A 23,493-nucleotide genomic window follows, 5' to 3' on the forward strand; every position below is an offset into this window, starting at 1 on the left:
CGCCCGCGCGCACGAGCGCCCAGGCCGCCGCGCGCGCGGCCCCGCCCGCCCCGGCGAGGAGCGCGCGCGCGCCGGGCCGGAGGCCCTCCTCGCCGAGCAGCATGAGGCACGCCGCGGCGTCGGTGTTGAACCCCTCCCAGCCGCGCTCGGTGCGCCGGAGCGTGTTCACCGCCCCCACCTCGCGCGCGACCGGGTCCACCGCCTCGCAGAGCGCGGCCGCGGCCCGCTTGTGGGGGACCGTGACGTTGAGGCCCTGGAAGCCCAGCGCGTGCGCGCCGCGCAGCGCCTCCTCGAGCCGCTCGGGCGCCACCGGCAGCGCGACGTAGACGGCGTCGATGCCGAGGTGCTCGAAGGCCGCCGCCTGCAGCTCCGGCGAGCGGCTGTGGCGCACCGGCTGGCCGACGACGCCGTAGAGGGCGGTCCTCCCGCTGATCACGCGCCGCCCCCGGAGAGCCCGTCGAGGAGCGCGAAGAAGGAGGGGAAGCTCGTCGAGACGCAGGCGACGTCGTCGAGCACGACCTCCTCGCCCGAGAGGAGCTGCGCGATCGCCATCGACATGGCGATGCGGTGGTCGAGGCGCGTCTGCACGGTCACGCCGCGCAGCGGCGTCGGCCCCTCGATGGCGCAGCCGTCGTCGAAGAGCTCGATCCGCGCGCCCGCCCGGGCGAGCGTCTCTCCCATCGCGGCGAGCCGGTCGGACTCCTTCACGCGGAGCTCGCGGGCGTCGCGGATGACGGTCCGGCCGCGCGCCTGGGTCGCCATCACCATCACGACCGGCAGCTCGTCGATGAGCCGGGGGATGATGGCGCCGCGGATCTCCGTGGCCTGGAGCGCCGCCGCGCGCACGGTGACGTCGGCGCGCGGCTCGCCCGCGAGCTCGCGCTCGTTCGTCCGCACCACCTCGGCGCCCATCGCGGCGAGCACGTCGAGCAGGCCCGTGCGCGTCGGGTTCACCCCGAGGTTCCGCACCGTCACCTCGGAGCCGGGGAGCGCGGCCGCGCCGCAGAGGAAGAACGCCGCCGAGGAGATGTCGCCCGGGACGTCGACGCGGCCGCCGCGGGGCCGCGCCGGGGCGATCGTCACCTCGAGGCCGTCCACGCGGACCGGCACGCCCATCCCGGCGAGCATGCGCTCGGTGTGATCGCGCGAGCGCTCCGGCTCGGCGACCGAGGTCTCACCCTCCGCGAATAGCCCGGCGAGGAGGCACGCGCTCTTCACCTGCGCGCTCGCGACCTCCAGCGCGTGGCGCACGCCCCGGAGCGGCCGGCCGCGCACCACCACCGGCGGGAGCCGGTCGCCGTCGCGCGCGGAGAGATCCGCCCCCATGCGGCGGAGCGGATCGATGACGCGGCGGACGGGCCTGCGACGCAGCGAGGCGTCCCCGGTGAGGATCGAGAGGCCGGGCACGCCCGACAGGACGCCGGTGAGGAGCCGGAGGCTCGTGCCGGAGTTCCCGCAGTCCACCACGTCGCCTGGCTCGCGCAGCGCCGCGGGCGGGACGACCACGAGCTCGTCGCCCTCGGCGCGCACCGCCGCGCCGAGCGCCTCGACGGCGCGGCGGGTGGCGTGGACGTCCTCCGCGTCGAGGAGGCCGCGCACGCGGGTCTCGCCGGTCGAGAGGGCGCCGAAGAGCAGCGCGCGATGCGAGATGGACTTGTCGCCCGGGACCTCGATCGATCCGCGGAGCGGCCCCTCGCGACGGCAGGTGAGCGGTCCGGTTCCTGTGCTCAAAAGATCTCCTCCCGCGCCTTTCGCGCGGCCTCGAGCGCGTGGCGCGCCGCCTCGGGCGACTCGACGACGGCGGCGAGGAGCCGCGCGAGGTGGCGCTCGAGCCGCGCCGCCGCGTCCGGGAGCCCGGCGTTCCGCCGGGCGACCTCGCCCTGGATGTCGAAGGGGAACGCCGCGAGGCGCGTCATGTCCTTGAGGCCCGGGCCGGCGAGCTTCATGGCGAGCGGGCCGGCCTCGCGCGCGGCGACGGCGAGCGCGGAGGCGACGAGGTACGGCAGGTGCGAGACCATCGCCACCGCGCCGTCGTGCTCGGCGGCGGTGCAGCGCTCCACCTTGGCGCCGAGGGCGAGGTGCAGCGCGGCGACCCGCTCGACCGCCTCGGCGGGCGCGTCGGTGCAGACCGCCACCGTGCCGCCCTTCCACTTGTCGGCGCTCGCGCCGGCGTAGCCGCCGTGGCCGCCGAACATCGGGTGCGCGCCCACGAAGGCGACGCCCGGCCGGACCGCCGCCCGCGCCGCGGCGACGACGTGCGCCTTCGCGCCGCCGACGTCGGTGAGCACGGCGCCGTCGGGCAGGAGCCGCGAGACCGGCCCGAGGAGCGCCTCGATGGCGGCGACCGGCGTGCAGAGCACGGCGAGCTCGCACGCCGCGAGCGCGGCGTCCGGCGCCGCGCGGGCCTCGTCGGCGACGCCGTCGCCGAGCGCCTGGGCGCGGACGTCCTCCCGCGGCTCGACCGCGACGATGCGCACGGAAGGATCGACGGCGCGCACGGCGCGCGCGAGCGAGGCGCCCATGAGCCCCAGGCCGACGACGCCCATCGTGCGAGGGAGCGCGCTCGCGGCCACGGCTAGACCTCCCGCCCGACCGCGGCCGCCACGGCGGCCAGCCTGGGGAGGAGCGCCTCGAGCCCTGCGGGCGTGAGCGACTGCGGCCCGTCGGAGCGGGCGCGCGCGGGATCCGGGTGCACCTCGAGGAGCAGCCCGTCCGCCCCGGCGGCGACCGCCGCGAGCGCCATGGCCGGCACGAGGCTGCGCTTGCCGGTCCCGTGCGAGGGATCGACGACCACCGGCAGGTGCGTGAGCTCCTTCAGGACCGGCACCGCGGAGAGGTCGAGGGTGTTCCGCGTCGCGCGCTCGAACGTCCGGATACCGCGCTCGCAGAGGATGACGTCGGGGTTCCCGGCCGCGAGCACGTACTCCGCGGCCATGAGGAGCTCCTCGATCGTGCCGGACATCGCGCGCTTCAGGAGCACCGGCTTGCCGGCCGCGCCGACCGCGCGCAGGAGGTCGTAGTTCTGCATGTTGCGCGCGCCGATCTGGAGGCAGTCGGCGTACTCGGCGACGAGGCCGACCGCGTCCGGGCTCATCACCTCGGTCACCACCGGCAGGCCGGTGAGCTCGCGCGCGCGGGCGAGCAGCGCGAGGCCCTCCTCGCCGAGCCCCTGGAACGTGTACGGCGACGAGCGCGGCTTGAACGCGCCGCCGCGCAGGAGCCGGGCGCCCGCCGCCTTCGCCGCGCGGGCGACCGTCTCGAGCTGCTCCCAGCTCTCCACGGCGCACGGCCCCGCCACGACCGGCACGCGGCTCCCGCCGAACGCGACGGCGGCCGGGCCGCGCCCCACCGTTACGATCGTGCGGCCCGGGTGCAGCTCCAGCGAGGCGAGCTCGTACGGCTCCGAGACGCCCTCGATCTCCGCCTCGGAGGCGCTCTTCTTGATCGGCACCATCGTCCTCGAAGTCCTCTCTAGACGGGGGCTCTTCCCCCGCCCGACCGGGCGAGTCGCGCCGCGGCCGCCGGCCTCGCAGGCCGGGCGCGGCTCGAGGCGGCTCCGCGGCGCTCGCGGTGGCGCCCCGAAGGGCTCGCTCGGCTCGTTGACTGTTCACGGATCATGATCGGTGGTCCGCTCACGGCTCCCGGTGCAGATCCGGCCGCAGCGCCTGGGCGCCGCGAAGATACACGTGGCTGCGCGGCCCGGCGGAGTCGACGTGCAGGAGCACGCGCACCACCCGGGGCATCGAGCCCGGCACCGGGATCTCCTGGGAGCAGATCATGGGGACGCCCGTCCACCCGGCCACCCGCGCCGACCGGGCGGGGAAGTCCGCGTCGAGATCGTGGGTCACGGTGAAGATGGCCCAGACGATGTCGGCCGGGCCGATCTCGTTCCGCCGCTCGATCTCGCGGCACAGCTCGACGACGGCCTCTTCCATGGCCGGCACGCTGTTCGCCGCGACCTGCGTCGCCCCACGGATTCCGCGCATCGGGAGCGGAGGAGTCTACGGAATGGGCACACCCCTGTCCACCGCGCGGGGCGACCGGCGGCCCCGTGCGGCGCCGCACGGCGCGCGCGCGGAGCGGCGCGGGCCGGCGCCGCCGTGCTTCACCGCGAGTCCGCGCGCGACGAGGGGCCGAGCACGCGGAGGTCGCCCTGGACGGGCAGCCGCCAGACGCGCTTGCACCGGCGGCACTTGAGCTCGACCGCCCCCTCGACCACCCGGGCGAGCAGGCTGCCGCAGCCGCAGCGGACGTCGTCGCAGCCGTCTGAAGAGGCGGGCGGCGCCTTCTCCATGTTGCGAGTGATTCGCATTATCGACGGAGCGTAGTCGGCCGGGGACGCTCCTGTCAACCGGGCGGGTGCCCTCACTCAGCAGCCGGTCCCCGCGCGGCGATCGCCTCGGCGAGCGCCACGAGGCGGCGCGCTGCGGCGACGTGCAGCGCCTCGACGAGCCGCCCGTCCACCACCACGACGCCCTGCCCCGCCGCCTCCGCGGCGGCGTGCGCGGCGATCACCCGGCGCGCCTCCTCGAGCTCCGCGCCGCCCGGCGCGAACGCGCGGTTGGCGGCCGCGATCGTCTTCGGGTGGATGAGGGTCTTGCCGTCGAAGCCGAGGTCGCGCCCCTGCCGGCAGCTCGCCTCGAGCCCCGCGTCGTCCGCGAGGTCGAGGTGCACCCCGTCGAGCGCGGCGAGCCCGGCGGCGCGGGCGGCGAGCAGGAGGAGGCCGAGGCTCGTCAGCACCTCGAGCCGCCCCGGCGTGTGCCGTGCGCCGAGGTCCTTCACGAGGTCGCTCGTGCCCGCGACGAGGCAGGCGAGCCGCGGCGAGGCGCGGGCGACCTCGGCGGCGGCAAGGACGCCGCGCGGCGTCTCGATCATGCACCACACCGCGAGGCTCCCCGGGGCGCCGGCCGCCGCGAGCGCCGCCTCCGCCGCGTGCACCTCCGCGGCGGACTCGACCTTGGGCAGCACCACCGCATCCGCGCCGGCGCGCGCGAGGGCGGCGAGATCGTCCGCCCCCCACGGCGTGGCGAGGCCGTTCACCCGCACCGCGAGCTCGCGGTGACCGAAGCCGCCCGCCGCGAGCGCCTCCACCACGCGGGCGCGGGCCTCACGCTTCGCGGCCGGCGCGACGGCGTCCTCGAGGTCGAGGATGAGGGCGTCGGCGTCGAGCGTGCGCGCCTTCTCGATCGCGCGGGCGTTCGCGCCGGGGACGTAGAGGACGCTGCGGCGAGGGCGTACGGACACGGGGCCTCCTTCGGGTGCTCGGCCGAGCCTGCCAGAGCGCGGGGGCGACGCCCAGCCCGCCGTTCACCGAGCCGTTGCGGCGAGCCCGGGGGCGCCGAATGCTCCAGGTGCATGACGCTCGCCGCCGCCCTGATCGCGCTGCTCGCCGCGCAGGCGCCTCCCGCCGCGCCCGCCTCCGGGGCGGACCCCCGGGCGCTCGGCGGCGCGCGGCAGGAGGCTGCGGCCGCGAGCGCCCCGGCGGCGCAGGACGCGACCCGCGACGGCCGGAGCCCGACGAGCGGGACCGACGCGGCGGCAGCCGCCACCGCTCCCGTGGGCTCACCCGGACAGCCAGCCGCGGCTCCCGCGCGGAGCGGGGAGGCCGCCGCCGGGACCGCCTCCGGCGCGCCGGCCGGCAACGCTGCCGCGGGCGTCGCGCGGCCGGTGGGGCGCAGCGCGGACGACGCAGGCACCGCCGCGGAGCGGGAGGCGGCCCAGCGAGAGGAGCAGCTCCGCCTCGACGCGCAGGCGCTCGACGACGCGCAGCGCACCGCCGAGCTCGAGCAGCTCCGCAAGGAGGTCGAGGACCTGCGTGGCGCGGTGGACTCGCAGCGCGCGCGGGCCGACGCGCTCGAGGCGCGGCTCGCGGCGCGCGAGGAGGAGGAGGCGCGGCGCGAGACGGCCGCCGCGGAGGCGACGACGGGGCGCGCCGAGGCGACCGGCGCCACGCTCGGCGCGCTCGACGAGGCGCTGCGCTCGCTCTCGCAGGGCGACGCGTCGGGCGTCGACGCGGCGCTCGCGGCGCAGGCGGACGCGCTCGAGCGCACGCGGCGGGACGCGCAGACGTACGGCGCCCGGGACGAGGCGATGGGGACGGGCGAGAGCGCCACCCACGTCGCCGAGGCGCGCGAGGCGCTCGCGCGCGGCGACCTCTACTCGGCGCGCCTCGCCTTGTGGCGCGCCGCCCTCGCGGCGCGGTCGGCGAACGCCCTCGCGCGCGAGGGGCCGGCGGCGGCGGCTCAGGGCACGGGCGCCGCGGCTCAGGGCACCGGCGCCGGGTACTAGCTCGGGTCAACCCCGGTATCGCGCGCCGAGCAGACCCCGCAAGGCGCACGAGACCCGAGCCGAGGCGGGCACCCGCAGCGACGCGCGCCGAGGCGTACTGCTTCCGTACGCCGCAGGCGCAAGGAGCGAGGACGCCCGCCGCAGACCGGGTATCGTGCGCCGATTAGCCGGGAGGCCAAGCCATCCGTCTACCTCCCAGCACGTGCAGATGGATGTGGAAGACGCTCTGGCCCGCGTCGCGGTTGTGGTTCATGACCACGCGGTAGCCCGGGCCGTCGATGCCGCGCGCCTTCGCGATGGCGGCGCCGGCGCGGAAGAGCTTGCCGACGAGCGCCTCGTCGTCCGGGCCGAGCTCCATCATGCTCGCGACGTGCTTGCGCGGGACGACGAGCACGTGCGTCGGCGCCTGCGGGTTCACGTCCTCGAACGCGACGGTGTCCGCGTCCTCGTGGACGATCCGCGCGGGGATCTTCTTCTCGACGATCTTGCAGAAGAGGCAGTCGGACATCCCTTGACCTCCGGTTCAGAACAGACGGCGCGAGTCGAGCAGGATGGTGACCGGGCCGTCGTTCACGAGCTCGACCTCCATCTCCGCGCGGAAGACCCCGGTCGCGACGGCGAGCCCCTTCTCGCGGAGCCGGGCGCAGACCCGCTCGTAGAGCGCGCTCGCGGTCTCGGGGTTCGCGGCGTCCACGAAGCTCGGGCGGTTGCCCTTGCGCGCGTCGCCGAGCAGGGTGAACTGCGAGACGACGAGCACCCCGCCCCCCACCTCGCCGGCGGCGAGGTTCATCTTGCCGCCCGCGTCCTCGAAGATCCGCAGGCCGGCGATCTTCTCGGCGAGGAGGTCGGCGTCGGCGGGGCCGTCCTCGCGCGCGACGCCGAGGAGCACGGCCAGGCCGCGCAAGATCCCACCGACCACCCGCCCCTCCACCCGGACCTCGGCCCGGGAGACCCGCTGCACGACGGCGCGCATGGCGTTCTCCATGTCACGGCGAGGCGCCCCGTTCAACGTTCCCGAGCGGGCGGCGGGACCCCGAACGGCCGGGCGGGATCCGCCGGCCGCCGGCGCCGACACCGGCGCGTCGCTCCTCGCGCGATCCGCGCGGGGCGCCGGGTTCCCCGCGGGTGACAGCCCTCGGGGCCCGTGCTAGTCCTCCCGACCCGACGCATGCTCCTCCTCCGCGACGCGCAGAAGTCGGATCTCGCGAGCCTCGCCCGGCTCGCGAAGGTGCTGAACACCGTCAACCTGCCGTACGACGAGCGCGCCCTCGCCCGCATCATCGACGGTTCGGTGCGGAGCTTCTCGGCGAAGATCCGCGATCCCCTGGAGCGCTCCTACGTCTTCGTGGCGGAGGAGCCGCGCTCCGGCCGGATCGTCGGCACGTCGATGGTGATCGCCCAGCACGGCACGCGCGAGTCGCCCTGCACGTTCTTCGACGTGTCCGAGCGCGAGCACTACTCGTCGACGATCGACCGGCACTTCAAGCACCAGGTCCTCTCGATCGGCTACCACTTCGACGGGCCGACCGAGATCGGCGGGCTGGTGGTGGATCCGGAGGAGCGCGGCGGCGAGGAGCGCGCGGGCAAGCAGCTCGCCTACGTGCGCTTCCTCTACATGGCGATGTTCCGCGACCGCTTCCGCGAGAAGGTGCTCGCCGAGCTCATGCCGCCGCTCACGAAGGACGGCCGCAGCGCGTTCTGGGAGGCGTTCGGCAAGCGCTTCACCGACCTCGACTACCAGACCGCCGACAAGAAGAGCCGCGAGAACAAGGAGTTCATCCAGCAGCTCTTCCCGCCCGTGGACGTGTACGCCACGCTGTTCCCCGAGCAGGTGCAGCGGAACCTCGGCAAGGTGGGCCCCGCCACCGAGCCCGTGCGGCGGATGCTCGACCGGCTCGGCTTCCAGTACGTGAGCCGCATCGACCCGTTCGACGGCGGGCCGCACTACGAGGCGCGGCTCGAGGACGTCACGCTCGTGCGCGCCTACCGGCGGGCGAAGCTCTCGGAGGAGCCCCTCGAGCGCGACGGCGAGGAGCGGCTCGTGGGCCTGCACCGGACCGAGGGGAAGAGCCGCTTCCGCGCCGTGCGCGCCCCGGCGCGGATCGACGGCGAGACGGTCCGCATCCCCGCGAAGGCACGCGAGATTCTGGGCGCGGAGCCGGGCGAGCGGCTCCACCTCGTGCCCTTCGAGTAGCGGCCGCGCCCGCTCGCACGGAGCGAGCAGCGACCGCGGGTACGGGAATACCCTTTCGAGAGTCAGAGGGCTGCGCTAGAAGCGTCGCCCCATGAACGTCTCCTCTCTCCTCCGAAGCCTCCTCGCGATCGCGCTCGTCGCGCTCGCGCCCGCGGCGCGCGCTGGCGGGTTCTCCACCACCAACGTCCAGCTGCTGCAGGGGTACAACTTCGACGACGCGCTCGGAAACTACGACCACGGGCGCCTCACGACGCTGACGCTCAACCACTTCTCCACGTGGGAGCACGGCGACAGCTTCTTCTTCACGGACCTGACCCGCGGCCGGGTGGGCGGCGAGGACGCGACCGGCGCCTACGTCGAGTGGCACCCGCGCCTGTTCCTGAACGACCTGCTCGGCCAGAAGGCCCCCATCGGCGGCGTCATCCGGAACTGGGGCCTCGCGGGCGAGGTGAACCAGGGCGGCAACTTCTACGCCTACCTCGGCGGCGTCGGGTTCGACTTCGTCGCGCCGCCGGGCTGGGTGCTCGGGCTCAACCTCTTCTACCGGTACGACAAGTTCGCCGATCACCAGTGGCAGATCTCGCCGTACTGGACGGTGCCGTTCGCCGTCGGTCCGGTGCCGTTCCTCTTCACGGGCTTCGTCGACGTGAACGGCACGAAGGACGGCGCGCGCGACAACGCCGTCGAGATCTGGGCGCAGCCGGAGCTGCTCGTCGACGTGCTCTCCGTCGCGGGCGGCCCGAAGGGCAAGCTCCACGCCGGCGTCGAGTGGTTCATCCACCGCGGCTACGGCTTCGGCGAGACGGAGGCGACGGTGACCTCCGCCCCGCAGGTCATGGTGCAGTGGACGATCTTCTAGTCCGGCCATCCTGACCCGCCGCACCGAAGGGCCGCGCCCTCCCTCGAGGAGGCGCGGCCCTCGGTTTTTCTGGCTCAGATCCGCACGAACGTCGCGAGCCAGGCCTTGGCGCCGCCGGTCAGGAGGAGGCTGTCGAACACCGCGGGGCGGATCCGCACCATCGCGAAGAGCGAGCGGAACGTCGCGCGGAGGTCGTACTCGGCGATGCGCCGTGGGCCCGGCCCGGGCGGCTCCGCGTCGGAGAAGCAGAGGATGTGGAGCACGCCGCCGGGCGAGAGCACCTCCGTGAGCGACTCCGCGTACGGGCGACGCTCCTCGTCGGAGAAGACGTGGAACAGCCCGCAGTCGACGACCGTCTCGACGCGCAGGCGCAGGCGCCCGAGCTGCAGCGCGTCGGCGACGTGGAACGCCACCTCCAGCCCGCGCGCCGCCGCCTTCTCGCGGGCGCGGGCGATCGCGGCGGGCGAGCCGTCCACCCCGACGACCGGCCGGCCCAGGCTCGCGAGGTGGAGGGCGTTCTCGCCGGTGCCGCAGCCGACGTCGAGCACGGTGCCCCTCACCTCGCCCTCCTCGGCGAGCTTCACGATCTCGGGCTGCGGCCGGCCGATGTCCCAGGGCGGCGTCCCTGCCAGGTAGGCGGCCTCGAAGTCGCGGCGGGGTCCCTCGGACATCTCGGCTCTCCTCGCTCGTGCCGCCGGCGGCGCGCGGCGAGCGGCCACGCGCGGACGGCACCCGTCCTTCTTGTCGGCCCCGGTGCGCGCGCGCAAGATCGCGCTCATGCCCTACGAGCCCGCGTTCATGAGGCAGCTCGACGCCTTCCACGCCGCGCTCGCGGAGGTGAGGACGCTCGCCGAGTGGAGCGCCTTCAAGGCGCGCTGGTTCGCGGACCAGCCCTGGCCGCGCCGCTCGGAGCAGGCGCTCCTCGCCGCGCGGGAGGCGGGGCCCACCGTGGCGCTCGCCGGCCGCACCTTCACCCGCATGCCGCTCCCCGACGACGTCACCCCTGCCGCGCGCTACGAGTACTTCGCCGCGCTCGCCGCCGCGGGGCGCGTGCTCTTCCCCGCGCCGGAGGACCAGCCCGGCGCGGGCGGCTCGGGCGTGCGGTTCCAGTGCCCCGCCTGCGAGATGTGGACGGACGATCCCGGCGATCCCGGCTGCCCGGCGTGCGGGCGGGTGCTGCTCGAGATGAGGGTGGCGCCGCGATCCGCGCCTGCCAGCGGCTGACCGCCCGCTCGGCCGCTCCCCGCCGGGTGGCGAGCACGGGCGGGTGATGCTAGGTTCCGCGCCCGAATGTCCCGCGCGCTCGATGTCGGCGCCGGGGCGACGCGGGGCGGGGCCGGGTACCGGTTCCCCGCGCTCGTCTGGTCGCTCCTGCACGTCCCGCTCTTCCTCGCCCTGTACGCGACCTCGATCGCGGCGGCGGTCCGCAACGCGCCCGCGGCGTACCGGGCGCCGCTCTGGCCCACCTTCCTCCCGCAGGCGGCGCTCCTCGCGCTCGCCGCGTTCGCGCTCGCGCTCCCCTTCTCGCTCCGACCCCGCGCGTACCGCTTCGCCGCGCCGGCCGTGCTCGGCCTCGCGACGAGCCTCGTCGCCCTCGACAGCCGGATCTTCGGGGCGGTCGGCTTCCACGTGAACGGCTTCTTCCTGCGCGTGCTGTTCCAGCCGTACGCGCTCAAGGAGACGGGCGTGTCCCCGGCGGACGTCGCGACATTCCTCGCCGCCGGCGCCCTCTTCGTCGCGCTCGACGTCGCGGCGGGCGCGTGGTTCATCCGGCGCTTCGCGAGCGGGCGGCGTGCGTGGACCCTCGCGCTCACGCTCGTCCTGGCGGCCGCGGCGGAGCGCGTGTACGGGGCGGGGCTCGTCTACCTCGGCGGTCCGGCGATGTTCGCCGCCTCCGGCGTCCTGCCGCTGCAGGTGCCGGTGCGCATGAACGGCATCTACTCGCGCCTCTTCGGGAAGCGCGCCGTGGACCAGTTCGCCGGCCAGGAGTCGCTGCGGCTGCCGGCCGGGGTCGCGCCGGAGGAGATCCACTTCACCCGCAAGCCCGACGTGCTCTTCCTCGTCGCGGAGAGCCTGCCCGCGGCGCACCTCGCGCCGGACGTCATGCCGAACCTGTGGCGCCGCGCCGAGGCGGGCGCGCGCTTCACGCGCCACTACGCGGGCGCGGTCGCGACGCACTACACGATCTTCAGCCTCCTGTACGGGCTCCAGGCGCAGAAGCTCGAGGCCACGCTCGGCGCGGGCCGCCGGCCGGTGCTCTTCCCGGCGCTGCGCGCGAACGGCTACGCGGTGAAGGCGCTCTCCGCCTCCTGCCTCGACTGGATGGACCTGCGCGAGACGGTGTTCGCCGGCGTGTCCGCCGAGGACCTCAAGAACCGCTGCGACGGCGAGGGCTGGGGCGACCGCGATCCGCAGCTCCTCCTCGACGCGCGCAAGATGGCCGAGGCGGTCCCGCGCGACCAGCCGCTCTTCATGTTCGTCTTCCTGTACGGGACGCACTTCAACTACTTCTACCCGCGCGGCCAGGAGCCCTTCCGGCCGGTGTGGGACGGCTCGGGGGGCATCAAGGCCACCACCGCGCCGGCGGAGCAGATCCGCAACCGCGCCAAGAACGCGGCCTATGCGCTCGACGGGACGCTCGAGGAGTTCCTCTCCTGGTTCGAGCGGACCCGCGGGAAGAAGCCGCTCGTGCTCTTCACCGGCGATCACGGGGAGGAGTTCCGGGAGAAGGGCCACCTCGGCCACGGCTCGGCGGTGACGAACGAGCAGATCCACGTGCCGTTCGTGGTGCTCGGCGACGGGATCCCGGCGGGCGTGCACGACGCGCCGACGAGCCACGTGGACTTCGTCCCGACGATCTTCTCGCTGCTCGGCGACACGCACCCGCCGTCGCTCCACTCCGACGGGCTCTCCGCGTTCGACTCGCCCGACGATCGCTTCGTGCTCTCGACGGTCGGCTGGGAGCCGCGCTACGCCGTGGTGGGCAAGGATCTCAAGGTGACGGTGTTCGCCGGTCTGGCGGGCGCGAGCGTCACCGACCCCGAGGACCGGCCGCTGCCCGACGGCAGCGCCCGCCTGGCCGCGAACGCCGGCAGGATCATGCGCGCGATGCGCGGCGAGGAGGTCGCCCCCGCCCACGCGGCGCGCCCGCTGCCCGCGTCGGCGACCGCCGGCGAGGCCGGGAGATAGCTCCGCGCGGGTCCGGCGACGTCACTCGTGTAGCTCGACCACGTCGCGGTCGGCCAGCACGTGGTGCCGATCGACCTGCTGCCCCTCGAAGCGCGCGTGGCCCCAGATGCGCGCGAACTTGAGGTGGGCGGCGACCTCGTGGTGCACGACGAGGGCGAGGTCGTGCACGGTCGCGCCGGCGGGCAGCACGAACGGCTTCCCCAGGTCAGGCTTCTTCCCCGGCTCCTTCGTGTAGACGCGCATCCGGCCGAGCGCGCGGAAGAGCTCGGGTCGCAGCGCGTCGAGACCGTCGCCGCGCGTCGCGGACACCGCGAAGAACGGCAGGTCCGCGCCCACCGCCTCGCGCGCGAGCGCCGCGAACGTGCCGTCCTCGTCGAGGTCGCGGCGCGTCGCGACGACGAGGACCGGGCGGTGGACGAGGAGCGGCGAGGCGCCCGGCGGCGGGGCGCGGCCGCGCGGCCAGACGTGCCCGCGCGAGAGGACCTCCAGCACCGCCGCGAACGCCGCCTCCACGTCGTCGGCGGTGGGGTCCAGCACGACGACGACGCCGTCCGCGCCCTGCGCGAGGTTCGGCAGGTACGGCTCGGTGTGACCCGGCGCGACGGGCGGCGTGTCGACGAGCTGCACCTGCACGTCCTCGAACGCCATCATCCCCGGCAGCGGCGCGCGCGTGGTGAACGGGTACTCGCCGATCTCGGGGTGCGCGTGGGTGAGCGCGGCGAGCAGCGACGACTTGCCGGCGTTGGGGGGCCCGAGGAGCACCCACTGGCCGGCCCCCTCGCGGCGCACGTGCGCGGGGTCCGTGCGGTGGACGCCGCTCTGGCGCACGTGCTCGCCCTCCTCCTCGAGCTTCGCGAGGCGCTTCTTGAGGTCGGCGTGCAGCTTCTCCGTCCCCTTGTGCTTCGGGAGGAGCGCGATCATCTCGCGGAGCGCCTCGCGCTTGTCGTCGTGGCTCGCCGCCTCGCGGAAGCGGAGCTCCGCGTCCTTGTACTGGGCGGTGAGGTTCGCGGGCACGAGCGGGATCGTGGGCGCGGCCCCTCGAGGCGGGTGCGTGGCCATCGCGGGGTGGACCCACGAGGGATGCCCGGAGCGTGGAGGCGTGCCCCTGGCCCTCTCGCCGCGCCCGTTCTGGTCAAGCCCGCCGGGCGCGCGCTGGGCGACACTCGCCGTCAGCATGCCTCGTTTCCTCGGGGTGGACGCAGGCGCCGAGACGGTGAAGGTGGTCGAGCTCGTCGCTCGCCCGGGCGAGCTCGTGTGGCTCCGGCGCGCGCGGCTCGAGCACCACAAGGCGCCCGGCCCGGCGGTGCGCGAGCTCCTCCGGCAGTGGGGATGGGACGACGTCGGCGGCGCCTTCGCGTCCGGGCGCCTCGGGCGGCAGCTGGCCCTTTCGCGCGTCCCGGCCAAGCAGGCGCGTATCGCCGGCGTGCGGTTCCTCCACGGGCCGGGCCCCGCGGTGATCGTGGACATCGGCGCGCACGGCTTCTCGGTGGTGGAGCTGGGCGGCGGCGAGGACGCGGACTACCGGGAGAACCCGCGCTGCTCGCAGGGCACGGGGAGCTTCCTGCGCCAGCTCGTCGAGCGCTTCGGGCTCGACCCCGAGGAGGCGGACCTCGTCGCCGCGCCGGTCGAGGATCCGGCGCCGCTCTCCGGCCGCTGCCCCGTCATCCTGAAGACCGACATGACCCACCTCGCGAACCAGGGCGAGGACCGGGCACGGATCCTGGCCGGCCTGTTCGACGCGATCTGCGACAACGTCCAGGTGCTGCTCCGGCGGCCCTCGGAGGCCGCGACCGTGGTCCTCGCCGGAGGGGTCGGACGCTCGCGCAGGATCCGCGAGCGGTTCGGGCGGATCGTGGCGGAGCGCGGGATGACCCTCGAGGAGGAGCGCGGCGACGACGCGCTCTACCTGGACGCGCTCGGGTGCGCGGTGCTGGCCGCTCGGGGGTCCGCGCCGCTCCCGCGGCCCGACGACCTCGTGGCCCCCGCGGCGCACGCGCCCGTGGAGCTGCTCCCGCCGCTCTCCGACACCCTGGGGCGCGTGCGCCGCCTGCCCGTGCGTCCGGCCCCCAGGATCGGCGCCGGCGACGCGCTCATCCTCGGCCTCGACATCGGCTCGACCGGCTCGAAGGCCGTCGCGCTCCACGCCGCCTCGGGTGCGCCCGTCTGGGAGAGCTACACGCGCACCGCCGGCGACCCGGTGGCGGCGGCGCAGGAGCTCGTGCGCCGCGCGGCCGGCGGAGCCTTCCGGGAGGCCGTCGTGGGCCTCGGGGTCACCGGCAGCGGTCGCGAGATCGTCGGGTCGCTGCTCGCGACCTGCTACGGCGCCGAGCGGGTGCACGTGCTGAACGAGATCGCCGCTCACGCCGAGGGAGCGCGCGCCTGCGACCCGCGGGTGGACACCATCTTCGAGATCGGCGGGCAGGACGCGAAGTACATCCGGCTCCTCGGCGGCCGCGTGGTCGACGCCGCCATGAACGAGGCGTGCAGCGCCGGGACAGGGTCCTTCATCGAGGAGCAGGGGCTCCGCCTCGGGGACCGCGACGTCGAGGCGCTCGCGCGCGTGGCGCTCGGGGCCGACGCCTGCGCCGACCTGGGCCAGCACTGCGCCGTGTTCATGGCCGAGATCCTCGACGAGGCGGCGGCCGCGGGCGTCACGCGACCGCGCCTCGTCGCCGGCCTCTACGACTCGGTCGTGCAGAACTACCTGAACCGCGTGAAGGGCAGCCGCTCGGTGGGGGACGTCGTGTTCTGCCAGGGGATGCCCTTCAGCGCCGACGCGCTCGCGGCGGCGGTGGCGCGGCAGACCGGCGCGGAGGTGATCGTGCCGCCGAACCCGGGCACGGTGGGCGCGTGGGGGATCGCGCTGCTCGCGCGCGGGGCGCTGCCCGGCGGCGCTCCGCTCGAGCTCGGCCGGTTCCTCGACGCCCGGGTGGACCGGAAGGACACGTTCGTCTGCCGCTCCACGGCCGGCTGCGGCGGGTCGGGCAACTCCTGCCGCATCGAGCGGCTCCGGACGCGCGTCCAGGGGGTGCGGCGCGCGTTCTCCTGGGGGGGAGGCTGCTCCGTCCACGAGCGCGGGACCCGCACGCGGAAGCTCCCCGCCGGCGCGCCCGATCCGTTCAGGGAGCGCGCGGAGCTGGTCGAGGCCGTGCTGCGTCCGCTGTCGGCGCGCACCGGCGCCCCGCGCGTCGCCCTCGCCGAGGCGTTCCAGCTGAAGGGGCTGTTCCCGTTCTTCGCCCACTTCTTCCGGGCCCTCGGCCTCGACGTGGTCGTGGCGCGCGGAGGAGGACGGGAGCCGCTCCGCCGCGGGACGGAGCGCGCGCACGTCCCGTTCTGCGCGCCCATGCAGCAGTACCACGGCCTCGTCGCCGCGATGGCGGAGGCGCCCGCGGAGCGGGTCTTCCTCCCGATGCTGCGCGACCTGCCGGCCGTGAAGGACGAGACCTCTCACTGGCTCTGCCCGGTGGTGGCGGGGAGCGCCGACGTGCTGCGCCTCGATCTCGGGCGAGCGCTCGACGCCGGGCGGATCCTCTCGCCGGCCATCCGCCTCGGGCCGGGCTTCCTCGACGCCCCGGCGTTCCTCGACACCTGCCGCGCGCTCGCCGCGGACCTCGGGGTCCAGCGCGAGGACGCCTGGCGATCCGCCCACGCCGTCGCGCGCGAGGAGCAGGCGCGCTTCGACGCCGCCCTCTTCCGCATCGGGCGCGGCGCGCTCTACCGCTGCCGCGCCGAGGGGCTCTTGCCCGTGGTCGTCCTCGGGCGCACCTACACGATCCACGACGCGGTCCTGAGCGCGAACATCCCCGCGCTGCTGCGCGAGCAGGGCGCCGTCGCCATCCCCGTCGACTGCTACCCGTCGGCCCCGGAGACGCCGCTCGTCCCGGGCGCGTTCTGGGGCTACACGCAGCGCGTGCTGCGCGCGGCGTACGAGGTGCGGCGCGAGCCCGGGGTGTACAGCCTGTTCGCGAGCAACTACGGCTGCGGGCCCGACAGCTTCACGCTGCACGCCTACGCGCGCCTCATGGAGGGCAAGCCCTTCGCCGTCATCGAGACGGACGGCCACGCCGGCGACGCCGGGACGAAGACGCGCGTGGAGGCGTTCCTGCACTGCGTCCGCGAGGACCTGCGCTCCGGCGCGAGCGCCGCCGCGTCCGCGGCCCCGCTGCTCGCCCTCGCCTCCCAGTCGCTCCCCGAGATCGCCCGCAGCGGCGCGCGCGTGCTCGTGCCGCCCATGGGGCCGGAGGCCGGCGCGCTCGCCTCGGCGCTGCGCGGCTACGGCGTCCCCGCCGAGGTGCTTCCCCGCGCCGGCCCGGAGGCGGTCCGGCGGGCGCGGCGCCACACGAGCGGCAAGGAGTGCCTGCCGATGATCGTGACGCTCGGGTCGCTCCTGCAGCGGCTCGAGCGGGCGCACCCGCACGAGCGGCTGGCGTTCTTCATGCCGGGCTCCAGCGGCCCGTGCCGGTTCGGCTACTACCGGCAGCTCCACCAGATGATCCTGGAGCGGCTCGGGCACGGCGCGCGGGTGGGGATCTGGTCGCCGCCGGACTCGGACTACTTCGAGGGCGTGCCGCCCGGCTTCGGGGCCGTCGTGTTCGCGGGGATCGCCGGGTTCGGCCTGCTGGAGGACGCGCTCCGCGACGTCCGCCCCGTCGAGCGCGAGCCCGGGGCCGCGGCCCGCGTGCACGCGGCGCACGCGACCGAGCTCGCGGCGCTGCTCGAGCGCGCCGCCGCGGGGAGCCTCTCGGCGAGCCGCGTGCTCATGGAGGCCGCGACCGGGCGGAGCTACGGCGTGCCCGCCCTGCTCGGTCGCGCCGGGCACGCCCTCCGGAGCCTCAAGGACCCCCGGCCGCACCCCACGGTCCTCCTCGTCGGGGAGGTCTACGTGCGCTCCGACGCGGGCGCCAACGGCGACGTGGCGGACGCGCTGGAGGAGCGCGGGATCCGGGTGCGCCTCGAGCCCGTCGCCCAGTTCCTCGAGTACTCGGACCACGTCCAGGTGCGGCGCGGCCTGCGCGACACGCCCGGAGACCAGCTCAAGACGTGGGTCCGCGGCCGGCTCCTCGGCGCGTGCCGGAGCACGATGGCGAGCGCGATGGGGTGGCCGCGCCCGGCGCGCCTCGCGGAGGCGCTCGCGGCCGCGGCGCCCTACGTGCGCGAGGATCTCGAGCACGAGGCCGTCCTCGCGGTGGGCCTCCCGGTGCTCCAGTGGCGGCGCGGCGAGATCGACGGCGCCGTGTGCGTGGGCCCGCTCGAGTGCATGCCCGACAAGCTCGCGGAGGCCCAGCTCTCGCACGCGCGCGAGCGCGAGGGGCTCCTGTCCCTGAGCCTGTCGCTGAACGGCGATCCGGTGGACCCCGACGTCCTCGACGGCTTCGCCTACGAGGTGAAGGAGCGCTTTTCGCGCGCGAGGCACACGCCGCTGTAGCCGCCGACGCCGGCGCGCGTGACGCTCCGTAGCGGCTCGTCGCTTCGGGGTTTCTCGGTGGCAGTGTCGCCGTCAGCCGACCAGCACGGTCCCGGCGCTCCCCGGGTCGAGCACCGCGCGGGCGAGATCGCCCTCGCCGAGCTTCCCGACGATGACCACCGACTTCGCGCCGGAGGCGAGGACCCCGAAGGACTCCTCGAGCTTGGGGATCATCCCGCCCGAGATCGTCCCGTCCGCGACCATCCGCTCGAACTCGGCGTGGGTGATGCGGGGGATGCGGGAGGAGGGATCGGCGAGGTCGCGGAGCACGCCCGGGGTGGAGGTGACGAGCACGAGCGCGTCGGCCTCGAGCGCGCCCGCGAGCTGGCTCGCCACGGTGTCGCCGTTGATGTTGAGCAGCTGGCCCTGCGCGTCGCAGCCGAGGCAGGCGATGACCGGGACGTAGCGCCGCTCGAAGAGATCGCCGAGGAGCGGCAGGTTGAAGCCGAGGACGTCGCCGACGAGGCCCAGGTCCACCGGCTCCGGCCCGGCCCCCTTCATCACGCGGGGCGGGCGGCGGCGCGCCTGGACCATGTGCCCGCTCGCGCCGTGCAGGCCCACGCCCATGACGCCGTTCGCGAGCAGCCGGGCGCAGAGATCGACGTTGAGCTGCCCGGCGACGACGTACTTCATCACCTCGAGCGTCTGCGCGTCGGTGAAGCGGCGGCCGGCCACCATGCGCGTCTCGAGGCCGAGCGTCTTCTGGAGCGCGGTGGCCTGCGGGCCGCCGCCGTGGACGATCGCCACGCGGTTGAAGCCGTCGACGAGCGTGCGCAGGTCGCGGGCGATGACGGAGAGCTCGGGCGCGTGGACGATCTCGCCCCCGAGCTTCAGCACGATGGTCTTCATGGCGGCCACGGGCCCGGGTCGGCGAGCGAGGCCTTCTCGTCGAGCCCGAGGATGAGGTTCATGTTCTGGATGGCCTGCCCCGCCCCGCCCTTCACGAGGTTGTCGGTCGCGCCGAAGCAGGTGACGGTGCGCCGCCCCGCGCGCGCCGGGCCGGCCGAGATGCCCACCTCGGCGTAGTTCGAGCCGGAGACCGCGGCCACCTCCGGGAGGCGCTTTCGCGGGACCCGCACGAACGGCTCGCCGGCGTAGGTCTCGCGGAGGAGCCGGTCGAGCCGCTCCTGCGTCCACTCCTCCGGCAGCTCGAGGAAGGCGGTCGCGAAGATCCCGCGCGAGAGCGGCGCCGACACCGGCACGAAGCGGAGCGCGAGGTCCCTCGCGCCCGCCTGCGCGAGCGTCTCGGTGATCTCCGGGACGTGCTGGTGCTCGAGCGGCTTGTAGGTGCGGAGGTTGTTCGCGCGGACCGGGTGGTGCGTGCCCGCCGACGGCGCGACCCCCGAGCCGGACGAGCCGGTGATGCCCTGCACGTGGACGACGCCCTCGAGGAGCCCGGCCCGCGCGAGCGGCAGGAGCGCGAGCTCGATGGTGGTCGCGAAGCAGCCGGGCGAGGCCACGAAGCGGGCGGCGCGGAGCTGCTCGCGGTTCAGCTCGGGCAGCCCGTAGACGAAGTCGCGGAGCCGCTCCGGGCAGGGGTGCGTGTGCTTGTACCAGCGCTCGTACGCGGCGGCGTCCTTCAGGCGGAAGTCGCCGCTCATGTCCACGATCTTGAGGCCGGGGAGCGCGGCGAGCTCGGGGACCTTGGACGCCGCGACCGTGTGCGGGAGGCCGAGGAGGACGACGTCCACTCCCTTCGCCGCCTCGGCGGGCGGCAGGCCCTCGAAGACGAGGTCGGTCACGCCCTCGAGCGCGGGGTCCGCCGCGGCGAGCGGCTCCCCCACGAAGTCGATCGAGGCGACGCGGACGAGCTCCACGTCGGGGTGGATGAGGAGGCGGCGGATCATCTCCGCGCCGCCGTAGCCCGAGCCGCCGATCACCGCGGCCCGGTAGCGCTTGCCCGGTGCCATGCGCCGCCCTTATACCGGGGTCTCCCGCGCCCGGCCAGCGGCCGGCGCGGCCCGCCGAGGGCGAGGTCGCCCCCGCGCTCGCGCACCGGAGGTCTCGCCCTCATGGCCGGCCGCATCGACGACGCCCTCCACTGGCTCTCGGGCCAGCGCGGCGCGCTCGAGTCGCTCCTCGAGCGGCTCGTGGCAGTCAACTCCTTCACCGCGAACAAGGCCGGCGTGCAGGCGGTCGCGAACCTCGTCGCGGGACAGCTCCGCACGCTCGGCTTCGCCGTCGAGCTCCGCCCCTCGACGCGCTTCGGCCCGCACCTCGTCTTCAGCGGGCCTGCGGACGGCGCGCCGGTGTTCCTCGTCGGCCACACCGACACGGTGTTCCCGCCGGGCACCTTCGAGGGCTTCCGGCGCGAGGGGAGCCGCGCGGTGGGGCCGGGCGTCTTCGACATGAAGGGCGGCATCGCGGTGATGCTGTACGGGCTCGTCGCCGCCAAGCGCGCGGGCCTCCTCGAGCGCGTGCCGGTGAAGGGCATCCTCGTCGCCGACGAGGAGGTGGGCTCCCCGGAGTCGCAGCCGCTCATCCGCGCGCACGCGCAGGGCGCCGCCTGCGCGCTCGGCTTCGAGTCGGGCCGGCCGGGCGATCTGCTCGTCACGCGGCGCAAGGGGGTGGGCTCGATCCACGCCGAGGCGCGCGGCGTCGCCGCCCACGCGGGGAACGAGCACGACAAGGGTCGGAACGCGATCTGGTCGATCGCGCGCTTCGTCGATCGCGTCCAGGCGCTCACCGACTACGAGCGCGGCCTCACGGTGAGCGTCGGGCTCGTGTCCGGCGGCACGACCAAGAACACCGTGCCGGCCGAGGCCCGCTGCGACGTGGACCTGCGCTTCGAGACGGTGGAGGACGGGCAGCGGCTCGGCGAGGCGATCCAGGCGATCGCGGCGGAGGCGGCCGTCCCCGGCACGACCCTCGAGCTCTCGCACGGCGGCTGGCGAGATCCGCTCGAGCGCACGCAGGCCTCGTCGGCGCTCGCCAAGGAGTACGGCGACTGCCAGCGCGAGAGCGGGCTCGGCCAGGGCGAGGCGCCCCTCGTCGGCGGCGGCTCCGACGCCTGCACCACCGGCGCGGCGGGGATCCCCTCGATCGACGGGCTCGGGCCGCGGGGGAAGGGCTTCCACACCACCGGCGAGGAGGTGGACCTCTCGACCCTCGTGCCGAAGGCGACCGCGTTCCTGCGCTTCCTCGCGCGACGGGCGGGCTCCATCGCGTGACGGACGGCGGTCCGGGGCGGGCCCGCTGGACGGCCTTCAACGCGCGGGCTGCGGGGCGGCGCTCCGGCTCTTGGCGCGCCGGCGCGGCGCGGTCCCGAACGCTTCCTCCGCTGCCTTGAGCCGCCAGCGCTCGAGCTCGTCGCGATGACGCCGCGCGCGCGCCTCGAGGGCCCCGAGGTCGAAACCTTCGAGGCGGGGCTCGTGCCGCTGCGCGCGGGCCAGCGCGCTCCAGAGGCCGCGCCGCGACTCGCTGCCGGCGGCGAGCGCCTCGAGCTCCCAGACGCGCGACAGCGGCGAGTAGGAGAGGAGGCGCCCGTTCAGCTTCAGCCGCCCGGCCAGCTCGCCGAGCATGACTACCGTCTCCTTGAGCCCGCTCGGCGTGCCGCCGAGCGCCTTCAAGACGTCGCGGACGAGCTCCCGATCCTCCTGGAGCTCGGGAAGGAGGCGCTCGAGCGGCTCCGCGTAGGGCGAGCCGCGGTTCGAGGCGAGCGCCCGGCGAGCGAGCCGTACGCCGCCGAGCGACAGGGCGAGGTGGTCTTCCACGTACCGCGCGATGAGGTCCACGCCGGGAAGATGCGGCCGGAGGCGCGCCGGCGCCCGGAGGTCTCACCGCGCCAGCACCGCCGCCCGCCCCCAGCACGCCAGCACGCGCCGCCCGGCGGCGAGCGCTCCTGCGCGATCACCGGGTGCGAAGCGCGCGAGCGTGAAGCGCGGACCGCGCGCGGGGAGCTCACCGAACGAAGGGTCGACCGGGACGTAGCGATCCCCCTCGCGGAGCTCGGCCCACGCGTGCCAGACGAAGCCTCTCCCGTCCCAGGCCACCCCGAGCGCGGTGCGACCCACGTGTCCGCGGCCCCTTGCGCGCGCGAGGTAGGCGGCGGTCTTCTCCCGGCAGCTCGCACCCGGCGCGGCAGGCGCGGGGAGCGGGGTCGCCGGCGCGGGCGCGGGCGGGTCGAGCGACACGCCGCAGAAGCTCGACGCGAGGGCGGGATCGACCGGGCCGGGGACACGAACCGACAGGCGCGGCGGCCGCCCGGGCACTGCGGCTCGCCCGTCGCGGACGAAGCGCGTCCCCTGCTCGGGGAGCTCGATCGCTGCCGGGAAGCCTCCCGGACCGGGCGTGACGCGCTCGCGCACGCCCAGCACGGTCGCGTCGAGCGCGCCCGACGCCCAGGCGCCGCACGCCCGACCGGCGGCGAGCGTCTCCTCCTCGAACGCCTCGAGGCAGGCGGTCCCCTCGCCCTCCCTCGCGGCGGAGGCGAGCAGGAGCTCGGCGAGCGCCGCCGGGACGCGCCCGGCCGGCGCGGCCTCGTGCGTGACCACTCCGTCGCGCGTCCTGAGGATTTCGCCGGTGGCGACGCCCTCGCGATCGACCTCGGTCTCGAAGCGGCGGGCGGTCACCGCGCCGCCGGCCTCCTCCGGGAGCCGCAGGCGCGTCTGCAGCACCGCCCGGCAGCGCGGCCCCTCGCAGCGCACGGCGAGCTCGGCCGCGCCGACCGGGACGCCGCCCACCTCGACGCGGTAGCGCGCGCTCCCGTCGGGCAGCGCGAGCCCCACGACGAGCACGAGCGCGGCGGCGAGGCTCACCGTCCCTCACCGGCGCGGGCGGCCCGCCGCGCGGCGCGCCGGCGCCACAGCACGGCCGCGAGCGCGAGCGCGGCGACGATCGCCACGACGATCCAGGCGGCGCGCGTGTAGCGCTCGAAGAGGAGCAGGAGCTCCTCCACGTTGTGCGCGACCAGCGCCCCGGCCCCGAGCAGCACGGCGTTCCAGAGCGCAGCGGAGAGGCCGCCGTAGAGGAGCACGCTGCGGAGCGGGATCCCCGACGCGCCCGCGGCGAGGAAGAAGAAGGCGCGCAGCCCCGGGAAGAAGCGGTTCGCGACGAGGAGGAGCGCCCCCCAGCGCCGGTAGCTCGCCTCGAAGCGCAGCAGCCGCTCCTCCGAGAGCGGCCGCCGCTCTGCGAGGCGCCGATCGAGGCGGCGCCCCAGGGCGGCGCCGATCCGGTAGTCGACCCAGGCCCCCAGCACCGCGCCGGCGGTGACCGACACGAAGGTGACGGGCCAGGAGAGCTCTCCCTGCACCGCGTACCAGGCGCCGAGCACGACGACGAGATCGCCCGGGAACGGCGGGAACACGTACTCGACGAAGCTCGCCGCGAAGAGGATGAGGGGCGCCACCGGCCCGGTGCGCGAGACGGCGTCGGCGAGCGTCTGGGCGAGCCCGGTGAGCGAGGCCACGCGCCGATGTTACACATCGATGCACGCCGGGGCGATCACCTCCTCCGGCGCCCCATCCGCTCCATCGCGCGACCGGCCGCCGGTCGGCGTGC

23 protein-coding genes are annotated in these 23,493 nt (G+C 75.6%); 7 read left to right on the forward strand and 16 right to left on the reverse strand.

The annotated features are described in order from the left end of the window. The 7 genes from MLV88_RS18075 to MLV88_RS18105 all read right to left on the reverse strand — a co-directional run. Window positions 1-436: shikimate dehydrogenase family protein (locus MLV88_RS18075; protein ID WP_408628797.1), on the reverse strand; the 436-nt coding region annotated here is incomplete at its 3' end. Next, window positions 433-1,731: a 3-phosphoshikimate 1-carboxyvinyltransferase gene (aroA, locus tag MLV88_RS18080; RefSeq protein WP_242341436.1), complete on the reverse strand. Its 1,299-nt coding sequence runs from the start codon at window positions 1,729-1,731 to the stop codon at window positions 433-435. The genes aroA and MLV88_RS18075, both read right to left, overlap by 4 nt. After that, a complete protein-coding gene (locus MLV88_RS18085; protein WP_242341437.1) occupies window positions 1,728-2,573 on the reverse strand; it encodes a prephenate dehydrogenase in 846 nt (281 codons plus the stop codon). Before MLV88_RS18085 ends, aroA begins: the two co-directional genes overlap by 4 nt. Before the next feature lie 2 nt (window positions 2,574-2,575). Further along, window positions 2,576-3,454: a 3-deoxy-7-phosphoheptulonate synthase gene (gene aroF, locus MLV88_RS18090; protein WP_242341438.1), complete on the reverse strand. Its 879-nt coding sequence runs from the start codon at window positions 3,452-3,454 to the stop codon at window positions 2,576-2,578. A 178-nt stretch (window positions 3,455-3,632) separates the two neighbouring features. Next, on the reverse strand, window positions 3,633-3,986 hold the full coding sequence (gene aroH / locus MLV88_RS18095) for a chorismate mutase (RefSeq protein WP_242341439.1): 354 nt from the start codon (window positions 3,984-3,986) through the stop codon (window positions 3,633-3,635). Window positions 3,987-4,105: 119 nt separating this feature from the next. Then, window positions 4,106-4,312: a hypothetical protein gene (locus MLV88_RS18100; protein ID WP_242341440.1), complete on the reverse strand. Its 207-nt coding sequence runs from the start codon at window positions 4,310-4,312 to the stop codon at window positions 4,106-4,108. Between the two features lie 53 nt (window positions 4,313-4,365). Beyond that, on the reverse strand, window positions 4,366-5,244 hold the full coding sequence (locus MLV88_RS18105) for an HpcH/HpaI aldolase/citrate lyase family protein (RefSeq protein ID WP_242341441.1): 879 nt from the start codon (window positions 5,242-5,244) through the stop codon (window positions 4,366-4,368). Window positions 5,245-5,355: 111 nt separating this feature from the next. On the opposite strand from MLV88_RS18105, the gene MLV88_RS18110 reads away from it, so the two are divergent. Then, a complete protein-coding gene (locus tag MLV88_RS18110; RefSeq protein WP_243338264.1) occupies window positions 5,356-6,288 on the forward strand; it encodes a helicase SNF2 in 933 nt (310 codons plus the stop codon). Window positions 6,289-6,451: 163 nt separating this feature from the next. Here the strand turns inward: MLV88_RS18110 and MLV88_RS18115 are convergent, their stop codons facing one another. Both MLV88_RS18115 and dtd read right to left on the reverse strand, forming a co-directional pair. Further along, on the reverse strand, window positions 6,452-6,796 hold the full coding sequence (locus MLV88_RS18115; RefSeq protein ID WP_242340426.1) for a histidine triad nucleotide-binding protein: 345 nt from the start codon (window positions 6,794-6,796) through the stop codon (window positions 6,452-6,454). Window positions 6,797-6,811: 15 nt separating this feature from the next. Then, entirely contained in the window at window positions 6,812-7,261 is a 450-nt protein-coding gene (gene dtd / locus MLV88_RS18120) for a D-aminoacyl-tRNA deacylase (RefSeq protein ID WP_242340425.1), read from the reverse strand. A 195-nt stretch (window positions 7,262-7,456) separates the two neighbouring features. On the opposite strand from dtd, the gene MLV88_RS18125 reads away from it, so the two are divergent. Both MLV88_RS18125 and MLV88_RS18130 read left to right on the forward strand, forming a co-directional pair. Next, window positions 7,457-8,482: an arginine N-succinyltransferase gene (locus MLV88_RS18125; protein ID WP_242340424.1), complete on the forward strand. Its 1,026-nt coding sequence runs from the start codon at window positions 7,457-7,459 to the stop codon at window positions 8,480-8,482. 91 nt (window positions 8,483-8,573) lie between these two features. Then, complete coding sequence (locus MLV88_RS18130; RefSeq protein ID WP_242340423.1) at window positions 8,574-9,341, forward strand: ion channel protein Tsx; 768 nt, start codon at window positions 8,574-8,576, stop codon at window positions 9,339-9,341. Window positions 9,342-9,415: 74 nt separating this feature from the next. On the opposite strand, the gene MLV88_RS18135 is transcribed toward MLV88_RS18130, so the two are convergent. Further along, entirely contained in the window at window positions 9,416-10,012 is a 597-nt protein-coding gene (locus MLV88_RS18135; RefSeq protein ID WP_242356045.1) for a class I SAM-dependent methyltransferase, read from the reverse strand. A gap of 106 nt (window positions 10,013-10,118) precedes the next feature. On the opposite strand from MLV88_RS18135, the gene MLV88_RS18140 reads away from it, so the two are divergent. Next, window positions 10,119-10,565 carry a hypothetical protein gene (locus MLV88_RS18140; RefSeq protein WP_242356043.1) on the forward strand — a complete coding sequence of 149 codons (447 nt, stop codon included), beginning with the start codon at window positions 10,119-10,121 and terminating at the stop codon, window positions 10,563-10,565. Between the two features lie 66 nt (window positions 10,566-10,631). Further along, window positions 10,632-12,530, forward strand: a complete 1,899-nt coding sequence (locus MLV88_RS18145; protein ID WP_242360814.1) for a sulfatase-like hydrolase/transferase — start codon at window positions 10,632-10,634, stop codon at window positions 12,528-12,530. Window positions 12,531-12,551: 21 nt separating this feature from the next. Here MLV88_RS18145 and MLV88_RS18150 read toward each other — a convergent pair whose 3' ends face one another. Then, window positions 12,552-13,544, reverse strand: coding sequence for a GTPase (locus MLV88_RS18150; protein ID WP_242371786.1), 993 nt, complete (start codon window positions 13,542-13,544; stop codon window positions 12,552-12,554). A gap of 160 nt (window positions 13,545-13,704) precedes the next feature. Between MLV88_RS18150 and MLV88_RS18155 the strand changes: the two genes are divergently transcribed. Beyond that, the gene (locus tag MLV88_RS18155) at window positions 13,705-17,955 is read left to right on the forward strand and encodes a BadF/BadG/BcrA/BcrD ATPase family protein (RefSeq protein ID WP_243338265.1); all 4,251 of its coding nucleotides are present in this window, start codon (window positions 13,705-13,707) and stop codon (window positions 17,953-17,955) included. 72 nt (window positions 17,956-18,027) lie between these two features. Here MLV88_RS18155 and argB read toward each other — a convergent pair whose 3' ends face one another. Next, window positions 18,028-18,843 carry an acetylglutamate kinase gene (argB, locus tag MLV88_RS18160; RefSeq protein WP_242340417.1) on the reverse strand — a complete coding sequence of 272 codons (816 nt, stop codon included), beginning with the start codon at window positions 18,841-18,843 and terminating at the stop codon, window positions 18,028-18,030. Next, window positions 18,840-19,904, reverse strand: a complete 1,065-nt coding sequence (gene argC / locus MLV88_RS18165) for an N-acetyl-gamma-glutamyl-phosphate reductase (protein ID WP_243338266.1) — start codon at window positions 19,902-19,904, stop codon at window positions 18,840-18,842. The genes argB and argC overlap by 4 nt, the downstream gene beginning before the upstream one ends. A gap of 102 nt (window positions 19,905-20,006) precedes the next feature. Between argC and MLV88_RS18170 the strand changes: the two genes are divergently transcribed. Further along, window positions 20,007-21,164: a M20 family metallopeptidase gene (locus tag MLV88_RS18170; RefSeq protein WP_242340415.1), complete on the forward strand. Its 1,158-nt coding sequence runs from the start codon at window positions 20,007-20,009 to the stop codon at window positions 21,162-21,164. A gap of 36 nt (window positions 21,165-21,200) precedes the next feature. Here the strand turns inward: MLV88_RS18170 and MLV88_RS18175 are convergent, their stop codons facing one another. From MLV88_RS18175 to MLV88_RS18185, 3 genes are read right to left on the reverse strand one after another with little or no spacing between them, the layout of a single operon-like run. Next, window positions 21,201-21,728: a hypothetical protein gene (locus MLV88_RS18175; RefSeq protein ID WP_242356030.1), complete on the reverse strand. Its 528-nt coding sequence runs from the start codon at window positions 21,726-21,728 to the stop codon at window positions 21,201-21,203. Window positions 21,729-21,770: 42 nt separating this feature from the next. Next, window positions 21,771-22,751 (reverse strand): transglutaminase domain-containing protein, encoded by a 981-nt coding sequence (locus tag MLV88_RS18180; protein ID WP_242340413.1) that lies wholly within the window; start codon window positions 22,749-22,751, stop codon window positions 21,771-21,773. After that, window positions 22,748-23,401 (reverse strand): DedA family protein, encoded by a 654-nt coding sequence (locus tag MLV88_RS18185; RefSeq protein WP_242340412.1) that lies wholly within the window; start codon window positions 23,399-23,401, stop codon window positions 22,748-22,750. The genes MLV88_RS18180 and MLV88_RS18185 overlap by 4 nt, the downstream gene beginning before the upstream one ends. Window positions 23,402-23,493 lie beyond the last annotated feature (92 nt).

The sequence above is a fragment of the Anaeromyxobacter soli genome (assembly GCF_022808855.1).
GTDB lineage: Bacteria > Myxococcota > Myxococcia > Myxococcales > Anaeromyxobacteraceae > Anaeromyxobacter > Anaeromyxobacter soli.

Excerpts from the sequence above, each read along its gene's own strand:
- argC (WP_243338266.1), bottom strand. The coding sequence starts at position 19,904 with ATGGCACCGGGCAAGCGCTACCGGGCCGCGGTGATCGGCGGCTCGGGC.
- aroF (WP_242341438.1), bottom strand. The coding sequence starts at position 3,454 with ATGGTGCCGATCAAGAAGAGCGCCTCCGAGGCGGAGATCGAGGGCGTC.
- MLV88_RS18115 (WP_242340426.1), bottom strand. The coding sequence starts at position 6,796 with ATGTCCGACTGCCTCTTCTGCAAGATCGTCGAGAAGAAGATCCCCGCG.
- MLV88_RS18125 (WP_242340424.1), top strand. The coding sequence starts at position 7,457 with ATGCTCCTCCTCCGCGACGCGCAGAAGTCGGATCTCGCGAGCCTCGCC.
- MLV88_RS18145 (WP_242360814.1), top strand. The coding sequence starts at position 10,632 with ATGTCCCGCGCGCTCGATGTCGGCGCCGGGGCGACGCGGGGCGGGGCC.
- MLV88_RS18155 (WP_243338265.1), top strand. The coding sequence starts at position 13,705 with ATGCCTCGTTTCCTCGGGGTGGACGCAGGCGCCGAGACGGTGAAGGTG.
- dtd (WP_242340425.1), bottom strand. The coding sequence starts at position 7,261 with ATGCGCGCCGTCGTGCAGCGGGTCTCCCGGGCCGAGGTCCGGGTGGAG.
- aroH (WP_242341439.1), bottom strand. The coding sequence starts at position 3,986 with ATGCGCGGAATCCGTGGGGCGACGCAGGTCGCGGCGAACAGCGTGCCG.
- MLV88_RS18130 (WP_242340423.1), top strand. The coding sequence starts at position 8,574 with ATGAACGTCTCCTCTCTCCTCCGAAGCCTCCTCGCGATCGCGCTCGTC.
- argB (WP_242340417.1), bottom strand. The coding sequence starts at position 18,843 with ATGAAGACCATCGTGCTGAAGCTCGGGGGCGAGATCGTCCACGCGCCC.
- MLV88_RS18135 (WP_242356045.1), bottom strand. The coding sequence starts at position 10,012 with ATGTCCGAGGGACCCCGCCGCGACTTCGAGGCCGCCTACCTGGCAGGG.
- MLV88_RS18100 (WP_242341440.1), bottom strand. The coding sequence starts at position 4,312 with ATGCGAATCACTCGCAACATGGAGAAGGCGCCGCCCGCCTCTTCAGAC.
- MLV88_RS18140 (WP_242356043.1), top strand. The coding sequence starts at position 10,119 with ATGCCCTACGAGCCCGCGTTCATGAGGCAGCTCGACGCCTTCCACGCC.
- MLV88_RS18110 (WP_243338264.1), top strand. The coding sequence starts at position 5,356 with ATGACGCTCGCCGCCGCCCTGATCGCGCTGCTCGCCGCGCAGGCGCCT.
- MLV88_RS18170 (WP_242340415.1), top strand. The coding sequence starts at position 20,007 with ATGGCCGGCCGCATCGACGACGCCCTCCACTGGCTCTCGGGCCAGCGC.